The organism is Kitasatospora sp. MBT66, assembly GCF_000710405.2.
Lineage (GTDB): Bacteria > Actinomycetota > Actinomycetes > Streptomycetales > Streptomycetaceae > Kitasatospora > Kitasatospora purpeofusca.
In genome coordinates, this window is sequence record NZ_JAIY01000010.1 from 531856 (window position 1) to 541959 (window position 10104).

Annotated in this window: 8 protein-coding genes; 3 read left to right on the top strand and 5 right to left on the bottom strand. The window is 72.5% G+C overall.

The genetic code is table 11. The features are described from left to right. Nucleotides 1-471: protein kinase (locus tag BI06_RS27055; protein WP_149030519.1), on the bottom strand; the 471-nt coding region annotated here is incomplete at its 3' end. 213 nt (nucleotides 472-684) lie between these two features. Here BI06_RS27055 and BI06_RS27060 point away from each other — a divergent pair. Then, nucleotides 685-1836, top strand: a complete 1152-nt coding sequence (locus BI06_RS27060; protein WP_051741943.1) for a serine hydrolase — start codon at nucleotides 685-687, stop codon at nucleotides 1834-1836. 181 nt (nucleotides 1837-2017) lie between these two features. Here the strand turns inward: BI06_RS27060 and BI06_RS55575 are convergent, their stop codons facing one another. From BI06_RS55575 to BI06_RS27080, 4 genes are all read right to left on the bottom strand, one after another. Beyond that, complete coding sequence (locus BI06_RS55575) at nucleotides 2018-3568, bottom strand: putative Ig domain-containing protein (RefSeq protein ID WP_043472223.1); 1551 nt, start codon at nucleotides 3566-3568, stop codon at nucleotides 2018-2020. A 300-nt stretch (nucleotides 3569-3868) separates the two neighbouring features. Beyond that, nucleotides 3869-4678, bottom strand: a complete 810-nt coding sequence (locus BI06_RS27070) for a hypothetical protein (protein ID WP_030391255.1) — start codon at nucleotides 4676-4678, stop codon at nucleotides 3869-3871. An 85-nt stretch (nucleotides 4679-4763) separates the two neighbouring features. Further along, on the bottom strand, nucleotides 4764-6014 hold the full coding sequence (locus tag BI06_RS27075) for a serine hydrolase (protein ID WP_043472226.1): 1251 nt from the start codon (nucleotides 6012-6014) through the stop codon (nucleotides 4764-4766). Nucleotides 6015-6132: 118 nt separating this feature from the next. Next, the gene (locus BI06_RS27080; RefSeq protein ID WP_149030489.1) at nucleotides 6133-7140 is read right to left on the bottom strand and encodes a hypothetical protein; all 1008 of its coding nucleotides are present in this window, start codon (nucleotides 7138-7140) and stop codon (nucleotides 6133-6135) included. 150 nt (nucleotides 7141-7290) lie between these two features. Between BI06_RS27080 and BI06_RS27085 the strand changes: the two genes are divergently transcribed. Together BI06_RS27085 and BI06_RS27090 are read left to right on the top strand one after the other, a co-directional pair. After that, nucleotides 7291-8415 (top strand): esterase family protein, encoded by a 1125-nt coding sequence (locus BI06_RS27085; RefSeq protein WP_043472228.1) that lies wholly within the window; start codon nucleotides 7291-7293, stop codon nucleotides 8413-8415. A 125-nt stretch (nucleotides 8416-8540) separates the two neighbouring features. After that, nucleotides 8541-10104: glycosyltransferase family 39 protein (locus BI06_RS27090; RefSeq protein ID WP_043472230.1), on the top strand; the 1564-nt coding region annotated here is incomplete at its 3' end.

Sequence of the window (10104 nt, forward strand, 5' to 3'; positions counted from 1 at the left end):
GATCCCGAAGTCGATCACCCGCACGCCGTCCTCGGCGAGCAGCACATTGGAGGGCTTGAGGTCACGGTGGATCAACCCGGCCGCGTGCACGTCGATCAGCGCCTGCGCCAGCCCGGCCGCCAACCGGCGCGCGGACTCCTCCGGCAGCGCCCCGACCGCGCGCAACGCCTCGTTCAACGCGGGCCCCAGCACGAACTGCGAGGCCAGCCAAGGCGTCCCGGCCTCCGGATCGGCGGCGATCACGGCCGCCGTGTACGCACCGGAGACCCGCCGCGAAGCCTCCACCTCACGCCGGAAGCGCACCCGGAACCCGTCGTCCCCGGCGAACTCGGCGTGCACCTGCTTCACCGCCGCGGCCCGCCCGTCCGGCGCGACCCCCAGCAGCACCCGGCCCATCCCGCCCTGCCCGAGCACCGCCAGCAGCCTGAACGGCCCGATCTGCACGGGACCGTACGGCCCTAGACCCTCCATGTTGACATGCCCCCCACCGCTGCCAGCCTGCGACGGATCATACCGACGCGCCCCGACGCCAGCGTCCCCAACCCCGTTCACCGGAGCCGCACATGATCCTGCGCCGGGAAACCGATCCCCAACCACTCTTCTCCGCAGGGGGGTTGTCCCCCGAACCGACACGGGGGCGGGCCCGAGGGCGGAACGGGTGTACACGCACGTAGCTTGGGCCGCATGAAGAAACACGCCTTACTCGCGGCCCTCGTCGCCCTCGTCGGCGCCACGCTGCCGACCGGGACCGCCGCAGCCGCGCCCGCGCGCCCCGGCTGCGGCAACCACCGGCCCCTGCAAGCCGCGTTGAACGGGTTGACCGGCGAGCACCGGCTGGCCGGCGCCGTCGTCGAGGTCGTCGAGCCCGGTTGCGGGGCGTGGGCAGGCGCGAGCGGCGTCGCCGACGTACGGACCGGGCGGCCGGCGAGCGCCAAGGACCGGTTCCGGATCGGCAGCGTCACCAAGACGTTCACGGCCACCGTCGTCCTCCAGCTCGCGGCCGAGGGACGCCTCTCGCTGGACTCCACGGTGGAGGACCATCTGCCGGGCCTGGTCCGGGGCGGCGGCTACGACGGGCGCACCATCACCGTCCGCCAACTCCTCCAGCAGACCGGCGGCCTGCCGGACCACGCCGACGCGTTCGCCGACGCGGAGGTCGACTGGCTGCGCCACCACCGGTTCGCACCGCGGGAACTCGTCGAAGCCGCGCTCCGCCTGCCGCACCCCGGGCCCGGCTGGCACTACTCGACCACCAACTTCGTCCTCGCGGGCCTCGTCGTCGAGCACGTCACCGGGCGGTCGATCGAGGACGAGGTCGCCCGGCGCGTCATCGACCCGCTGCGCCTGCGCGACACCTACTGGCCGGGCACGGCGGAGGACATCCGCGGCCGCCACTCGCACAGCTACTTCACCGCCGAGCGCGACGGCGTGCCGGTCCGGGTCGACGGCACCCGCTGGAACACCTCGGCCGGCGGCGCGGGCGGCGCGCTGATCTCCACGCCCTCCGACGTCAACCGCTTCCTCGGCGCGCTGCTCGGCGGCCGCCTGCTCCCCGCCGCACAGCTCGCCGAGATGCGCACCACCGTGCCCGGCGACCCCGAGCGGCTCGGCAGCGAGGGCCGCTACGGGCTCGGCCTGATCACCGAACCGCTCTCCTGCGGCGGCACCTGGACCGGCCACACCGGCTCCACCCGGGCCGGCCACCACACCGTCACGGCCATCGCCCCCGACGGCCGGCAGGCAACGATAGCCATCAACGAGTCCCCCACCACCGACACGGCCGCGAACGCCGTGCTGACCGCCCTGGACACGGCCCTCTGCCCGCCCCGGACGTAAGGACGCAAGGAGGCGGGGAGACAGGGAAGCAGGGAGGTGCGGCGCAGGAAGTCGGCGGGATCGACTTCCTGCTCCGCCCGTGATGCCGGACGGCCGTCGAGTGCCGACCGGCCACCACCCGACGGCGCGGCCCCTCGGAGTGCGCTCCGAGGGGCCGCGCCGTCGGCTCACGCAGCCGGCGTCAGCTGGTGGCGATCGAGGTGTCGTCGATCACGAAGCTGGTCTGCAGCGAGGAGTCCTCGGTGCCGTTGAACTTGATCGTCACCGACTGGCCCGCGTAGCCGGACAGGTCGAAGGTGCGCAGCTGGTAGCCCGCGGCAGCGTCCACGTTGGAGTAGGTCTTCAGCGTGGTGCCGTTGGCCTGGACCGTCAGCTTGTCGTACGCCGTGGTGCCGGACTCGCCGGTGTCGATGTGCAGGTAGAAGCTGAGGGTCGCCTTGCAGCCCGAGGGCACGGTCACGGTCTGCGCGAGGCTGTCGGTGTGGGTGGAGCCGTAGCCGTTCAGCCACGCCTTCCAGCTGCCGCCGTGCGCGGCCTGCGAGGAGGAGTTGTCGACGACGCCGCTGGAGGTGGTCCACGGCGCGGCCGTGCCCGTCTCGAAGCCCGCGTTGCCGAGCAGCTGGGCCGGGGTGCAGGTGCCGCCACCGCCGCCGGTGACCACCCAGGTGAAGCTGGTGCTACCGGTCTTGGCGGCCGCGTCCTTCGCCGTCACGGTGACGTTGTAGGTGCCCGCGGTGCTCGCGGTGCCGCTGATGACACCGGTGGAGGCGTTGATCGACAGACCGGCCGGCAGGCCCGTCGCCGAGTAGGTGTAGGGGGTCGAGCCGCCGCTCGCCGTGATCTTGAGGTTGGCCGAACCGCCCACCGCCGTCGACTGGTTGCCCGGGTTGGCGACCGAGACGGAGCCGCTGCCCGCGGGCTTCGTCAGCAGGCAGCCGCTGACGTTGAGGTCGATGACCCGACCGTTGCCCAGGCAGGTGGTGAACCAGTAGGTCTCCTGGCCGTAACTCTGGCCCTGGTGCACCGTGGTGGTGCCGTCGGCGGCGACCTCGCACGGGTTGTTGAGGGTGCACATCTGGCCGTCGTCGTTGCCGGTGTTGTTGATGCCGACGACCTTGCGCGTGGCGGCGTCGACGATCGGCGAACCGGAGGTGCCGTGCGTGGTGTTGCAGCCGGCGCTGTAGCGGATCGAGTCGCGCCAGCTCCAGGCGTCCTCGCGCAGGTCGGTGAAGCCGTTGACGGAGCAGTTCCAGGTCTGCTTCCAGTAGGACGACGGTATGTACATCGCCGAACCGTCGACCGGGTGGGTGTCGTTGATCGTCAGCGCGGTGGCACCGAACTTCGAGGTGATCGACCCGAAGGTGTCGGTGAGCTGGTACAGCGCGACATCGGTGCCGGTCATGGTCGCGTACAGCACCTTGTCGGCCTGCACGGTGCCGAGCGAACCGCCGGAGGCGTTGAGCAGGGTGCCGCTGCGGCTGGCGGTCTGGTTCTGGATGACCTGGCCGGCGGGGGGCATGGTCGGCAGGCAGTGGCCGTTGGTGAGCATCAGGGCCCGGTCGGTGTCGACCGACGAGGGGTAACGCACCAGCGAGGCCGAGCAGTTGCTCAGCGCGATGGTGGACGCCAGGTCACCGGCCTGTACCGCCTGCGCGGGGGCGACTGCCACCGAGGTGAGGACCCCGGCAATGACAGCGCTCGCGGCGGACGCGGCGGCAAGTCTCTTGAGCATGGCTCTCCTTGTGGGGGATGCGGGGCGTACGACCGGTTGCGGACGCCCGCGCCGCACGAAAGTGCCATGGTCACCTCAATCGGTCAACCGATCGGGCAGAAGTCACACCCGCGAATCCACCCGAGCCACCATCAACCGGCCACTCGGAAACGCTCGGGTGAATGTTCGCCGGGCGGCGTGATGATCCGACCGCGAGCGGGCTACGGCTGCCGGAGCCGCTGGACGTCGTCCTGGACACGGCCGAGTCCTGACGGCACCGAGGACCCCCGGGCGGCCTGATCGCCCTTGCCGCGGCGGGGGTCAGCGCAGGTCGAGGACCGGGCGGGTGGAGAGGCAGTCGACGAGGTCCTCGCCCTCCTCGCCGTAGACGAAGGCCGCGAGGTCGGGGTGGCGGTTGGCCGTGGCGAGCGGGAGCCAGGACAGGAAGGTGCCGTAGCCGCCGCAGACGGACTCGCCGCCGTCGCCCCCGTGGATCAGGCCGGGCTCGGCGGTGATCTCGGAGCGGTAGGTGTCGTGCGCGATGAGCAGGCCGAAGGCGTTCGGGCCGGCGTGCGGGCCGGTGTCGTCGCCGTAGGGGATGCGGTCGAGCGGGCACTCGTCGCCCCAGCGGAACAGGGTGCGGGCGCCGGCGCCGCAGGCGTGCTCCCACTCGTCGGGCGTCGGCAGCCGGAGGCCCTCGCGGGCGAGGAGGGCCGGCATGTCGGCGGGTGCCTCCTCGATCGGCTCGTCCTCGACGGCCATGAGCAGGGTCGGCACGGTGACCGTCCGGCGCGGGCTGAGCACCCGGGCGAGGTGGGCGTGCAGGTCCTCGTCGCCGAAGCCCTGGTCGACGCTCTCCTCCCGGTAGCCGGCGAGGAGTTCGGCGGACGGCCGCCAGGCCGCCGGGTCGAAGCCGACGGTGACCCGGCCGCCCGGTATCAGCGCGAACATCCGCCCGCCCCGCTCGACCAGCACCCGGTGCAGCGGCGCCCCCAGGTGCTCGACCGTCTCGACCCGCTCCAGCCGCCCGCCCGCGCCGTCGGCGGCCTGGGCCGCGATCCGGGTGGCGGCGGCGAGGTCGAGCCGGCGCCAGGCGGCGAAGGTGAGGGCGGCGAGCGGTTCGGGGGCCATGACGGGAGTGTGGCACGGGCCACTGACAATTGACCGGGAGCGGACCGCGGGCGGCCCACCGGAGGCGGGCCGCCCGGACCGCGGCTCAGCCGAAGTCGGGGATCGGGTGCTCCGGGGCCAGCACGGCGGCGATGCGCTGGGCGACGGTGTGGGCGCTGTGCCCGCCGGACGCGTGCGGCCCGTCGGTGGTGGAGACGGCGATCGCCAGGTGCTCGCACGGCAGGTAGTCCTGGGAGGCGGAGTAGCCGAAGAACAGCGGGTGCTGGGAGATCCAGTCGTTCAGCACCAGCACGCCCATCCCGTAGTGGGTGGCCTCCGTCTGCGGGATGCAGACCGTGTCCGGGCACTTCCCGGTCGCCCCGCCGAGGCCCACCGTCCCCGGGTTCAGCAGTTCGCGGTAGCCGGCCGGGGAGAGCAGTTCGCCCGAGCCGACGCCCGCGGCCGAGCTCGCCAGGTCGCAGATGTCGGTGGTCTGCACCGCACCGGGGGCAGTGGTCCAGGAGGGGTTCCAGAACGTGGACTCCTCGTACCGGCCCCGGTCGGAGGTGAAGGCGTGCAGGACCGGTGTCGGAATGTCCGGGGTGAAGCTGTTCGCCGTCTCGTGCAGGCCGAGCGGGCCGAGCACCTTCTGCTGGAGCAGGTGGTCCAGCCTGGTCCCGGTGATCCTCTCCAGCGCGGCCCCGAGCAGCACGAAGTTGGCGTGCGAGTAGCTCCAGCTCTCGCCCGGCCGGTACCAGGGGTCCTGACGGGTCGAGATGTCGACGAGTTCCTCGGGCGTCCAATGCCGGAACGGGTCGGCGTAGACGGTCTCGCCGAAGCCGGGGGTGGTGACGTAGTCGACCAGGCCGCTGGTCGAGGCGCCGAGCATCCGCAGGGTGGTCCGGTCGCCGCGCGGCAGGTCGGGCAGCCAGCGCGCGACCGGCTCGTCGAGGCCGACGACGCCCTCGTCGACCAGCCGCAGCAGGGCCGTCCCCAGGTAGCTGATCGCGATGTTGCCGTTGCGGAAGTGCATGTCGGGCCGGGCCGGGACGCCGGTCATCGACTCGCCGAGCGCGGTGGTGAGGAGTTCGCGGCCGTCGGCGGTGACCTTCACGATCACCGATTCGAGGCCCAGTTCGTCCTTGGCCCGCTCGGCGACCTTGAGCACGTCGAGCGCCGGGCCGCCGGTGGGCGGCGGGGTGCCGACGCAGGGCCGGCGGTGCTCGGGGCCGGTGCCGTCCCCGCCGGTCCCGGTGGCACCGCCGACGGCGGTGGCCGGGACGCCCAGGGCGAGGAGCGCGGAGACGGCGGTGACGGTGGCGAGGCGCAGCAGGGCGCTCCTGCGGGAGGGTCTCATGCCCGCAGTATCGGCAGGGCGCCCGCGCGGGCCCGGTCCGGTGGCCGGCGACCCGCGCGAACGTCACCCGTGGGGCCGCCCGGGGCCCGCGCGAACGGGTCCCGGGCGAACGGGGACGCTACGGCTGCGGGAAGTTCTGCTCGTCCACGTCGCTGGTCTTCGCGTTGCCGCCGACCTTCGCGGTCAGCGTGATCGACCAGATCGAGTAGGTCTTGCCGGTCTCGAAGGCCAGCGTCTCGTCGAACTTGGTGTAGCTGCAGTCCTGGGTGAACATCTTCAGCGACGGGTCCCAGTCGATGCCGTCGGAGAAGAACACGTCGTAGGTGCCGTCCTCGATGCCCTTGATCGAGGCCTTCTTCCCCTTGCCGACGTACAGCGAGTGGACGGCCTTGCCGGTCTTGGAGAGCGTGACGACGGAGTCGGTGGTGCCCTCCGCGTTGTCGATGTTCAGCTCGCCCTCGCCGCGCAGCTTGCCCTTGGTGACGAAGGCGCCGTTGTCCAGGCTCCGGGTCTGCTGCTGCGGGGTCTGCGGGACGGCGAAGTTGGTGGTGTAGCCGGCGGCGGTCATCTCGGCGAGGGCGCCGGGGATGGCCTTGAGGCCCTCCGAGAGGCCGACCTGGGCGAAGGCGGAGCCGGTGGTGCAGAAGGACTTCGCCTTGATGTCCGTCCGGATCTTGGTGAGGTCGGTCGCGAGTTGCGAGAGCGCCGTCACCAGTTGGCGCTTGGTGGTGCCGACGGCGACCGGGGTGGTGCTCAGCCCGAGGCCGCTGCTCGCGGAGTTCGCGGCGCCGGCCGCCTCCTGGAGACTGGCCATGAAGCCGGCCAGGTCGGCCGCCGGGTTGATCTTGCCGAGCGCGGTGCTGACCGGGTCGACGTAGCCGGCCAGGACCGGCCCGTACGGCGTGGGCGTCGGCGTGGGCGTGGGTGTCGGTGTGTAGGTCGGCGCGGGCAGCGCGCTGAAGCCGTCCGACGGGCTCGACGCCGCCGAACTGCTGCCGCCGCTGCCCGATCCGCCGTCGCTGCCCCCGGAGCAGGCAGCCAGCAGCATTGCGGCGCCGACCGCCGTGCCGACCTTGATGAAGGACCTCATGGCGTTCCCCCGGATGTTCTCTCGGTGCTCTCTCATGCACGCTCCGTGCAGTCTGCTCGTCCCCGCCGACATGATCCCGACCCGACAAGAGGCGGTCAACAGGGCGCACTTGCAGCGCGTCGAAGCGTATATGGGGCGCATAAAGGGGCGCACGGAGGGGCAGGGCGGGTCAACTACGATCGACGGGTGCTCAGCCTCACGGGACTCCCGCTCCAGATCATCGCCGCCGTGCTCGCGGTCGGCGTCTTCGCCGCCACCATGTGGCTCTGGCCGAAGTTCGGCGGACACGGCTGGAAGGCCTGGACGGGGCGGGTCGGCGCCTTCCTCGCCACCCAGCTCGCGGTGCTGGTCGCGATGGGGCTGATCGCCAACGGCTACTTCGGCTTCTACAGCTCCTGGAGCGACCTGCTCGGCACCAACGGCAAGCCCGGCACCGTCGTCGACCACCAGCCGAACGCGGCCGCCACCCTCTCCGTCACCGGGGAGAAGAGCATGTACTCGGCGCAGGGTTCGGCCCGCGACCGCTCCGGGGTGATCCAGGAGGTCTCGGTCCGCGGCACCCGGAGCGGTCTGAGCAGCGACGCCTTCGTCTACCTCCCGCCGCAGTACTTCCAGCCCGAGTACGCGCAGAGCAAGTTCCCGATGGCCCTGGTCCTGGCCGGGTACCCGGGCTCGGCGGAGAAGCTCATCACGCTGATGCAGTACCCGGCCTCCGCCCTCACCGCCATCGAGGAGAAGAAGCTGCCGCCGACCGTCCTGGTGCTGATGCGCCCGACACTGGTCGGCAACCGCGACACCGAGTGCATGGACGTCCCCGGCGGGCCGCAGGTCGAGACCTTCTTCACCAGCGACCTGCCCAATGCGCTGTCCGCCGGCTACCGGATCGGCACCGACCCGGCCAACCGCGCTGTCATCGGCAACTCCACCGGCGGCTACTGCGCCCTCAAGTTCGCGCTGCGCAAGCCGGACGCGTACCGGTCCGCGATCTCGCTCTCCGGCTACTACACCGCGCCGATCGACGAGACCACCGGCGACCTGTTCGCGGGCAACGACCGGCTGAAGCAGGAGAACGACCTGGTCTGGCGGCTGCGGAACAAGCCCGCCGAGCCGGTCGCGCTGCTGCTCGCCACCAGCTACGACGAGAACAACTACGAGGGCACCCAGGCGATGGTCGGCGCGTTCAAGGCACCGACCAAGCTGTCCACCATCACCCTCGACACCGGCGGCCACAACTTCCACACCTGGACCAGGGAGATCCCGCCCGCGCTGGAGTGGCTCGGCAAGCACCTGACGATGCCCCAGCCGGCGTAGCAGCGCCCCGACCGGCGCAACCGGGTCACCCCGGAGCAGCCTCCCGACCAGGGAGAACGAGGATCACAGACGGCTCATACCCGGGTCTCACCGTTCTCTCAGCCGGGCGCCCGAGCGTAGCGCCCATGACCACGACCAGCCTCACCCCGCCGGCCGGCGAGCCCTGGCCGGAGGCCGGGGACTTCCCGCCCCCACTGCTGCCGCCCGCCTCCGCGCCGGAGGGGACGGCATCCGGGCGGCCCGCCCACCCGCCGCTGTTCCCGGAGTTCCCGCTCCCGCCCACCGGCCCCAAGGGCCCGGCCTCCTGGGCCGGACGGCTGCGCACCCTGCCGGCCCGGACCTGGCGGGGACGCCCGGACGACCCGCGCTGGGTCCGGCCCTCGCTGCTCGCCCTGCTGGCGGCCACCGCCGTCCTCTACCTCTGGGGACTCTCCGCCTCCGGCTGGGCCAACTCCTTCTACTCCGCCGCCGCCCAGGCGGGCAGCCGGAGCTGGAAGGCCTTCTTCTACGGCTCCTCGGACGCCGGGAACTTCATCACCGTCGACAAGCCCCCGCTCGCCCTGTGGCCGATGGCGCTCTCGGCCCGGGTCTTCGGGCTCTCCTCCTGGTCGGTACTGGCCCCGCAGGCGCTGATGGCCGTCGGCACGACCGCCGCCCTGTACGCGACGGTGCGCCGGCGCTTCTCGCCGCTCGCCGGACTGCTGGCCGGCCTCGCCTTCGCGCTGACGCCGGTGGCGGCGCTGATGTTCCGCTTCAACAACCCGGACGCGCTGCTGGTCCTGCTGCTCACCCTGGCCGCCTACGGGCTGGTCCGGGCGATCGAGGCGGCGGGCACCCGCTGGCTGGTGTTCACCGGGGTGATGCTCGGTCTGGCCTTCCTCACCAAGACCCTGCAGGCGTTCCTGGTGCTGCCGGCCTTCGTGCTGATCTACCTGGTGGTGGCGCCGACCGGGCTGTGGCGGCGGGTCCGGCAACTGCTGGCCGGCGGACTGGCGATGGTGGTCGCGGGCGGCTGGTGGGTCGCGGTCGTCGAACTGGTCCCGGCGTCGGCGCGCCCGTACATCGGCGGCTCGCAGGACAACAGCTTCCTCTCCCTCACCTTCGGCTACAACGGCCTGGGGCGGCTCAACGGCGACGAGACCGGCAGCGTCGGCGGCGGCCGGGGCCGCATCCCGGCCGGGGCCGAGGTGATCTTCGGCAACGGCCCCGGCGGCGTGCCCGCCGGAGGGCCGGGCGGCGGCCGCGGCGGCGGCGGCTGGGGCGAGACCGGCATCACCCGGCTGTTCGACGGCGACATCGGCGGGCAGATCGCCTGGCTGCTGCCCGCCGCGCTGATCCTGCTGGTGCTCGGCCTGTGGGCGACCCGGCGCCACGCCCGGACGGACACGGCCCGCGCGGCCTTCCTGGTCTGGGGCGGCTGGCTCCTGTGCACCGCGCTGACCTTCAGCTTCATGTCCGGGATCTTCCACCAGTACTACACGGTCGCGCTGGCCCCGGCGGTCGCCGCACTGGTCGGCATGGGCGTGGACGGGCTGTGGCGGGCCCGGCACCGGCTGCCGTACGCGGCGGTGCTGGCGGCGACGCTCGCCGTGACGGCGGTGTGGGCGTACGTGCTGCTCGGGCGGAGCTCCGGCTTCCAGCCGTGGCTGCGTCCGACGGTACTGGCCGGCGGACTGCTCGCGGCGGTGG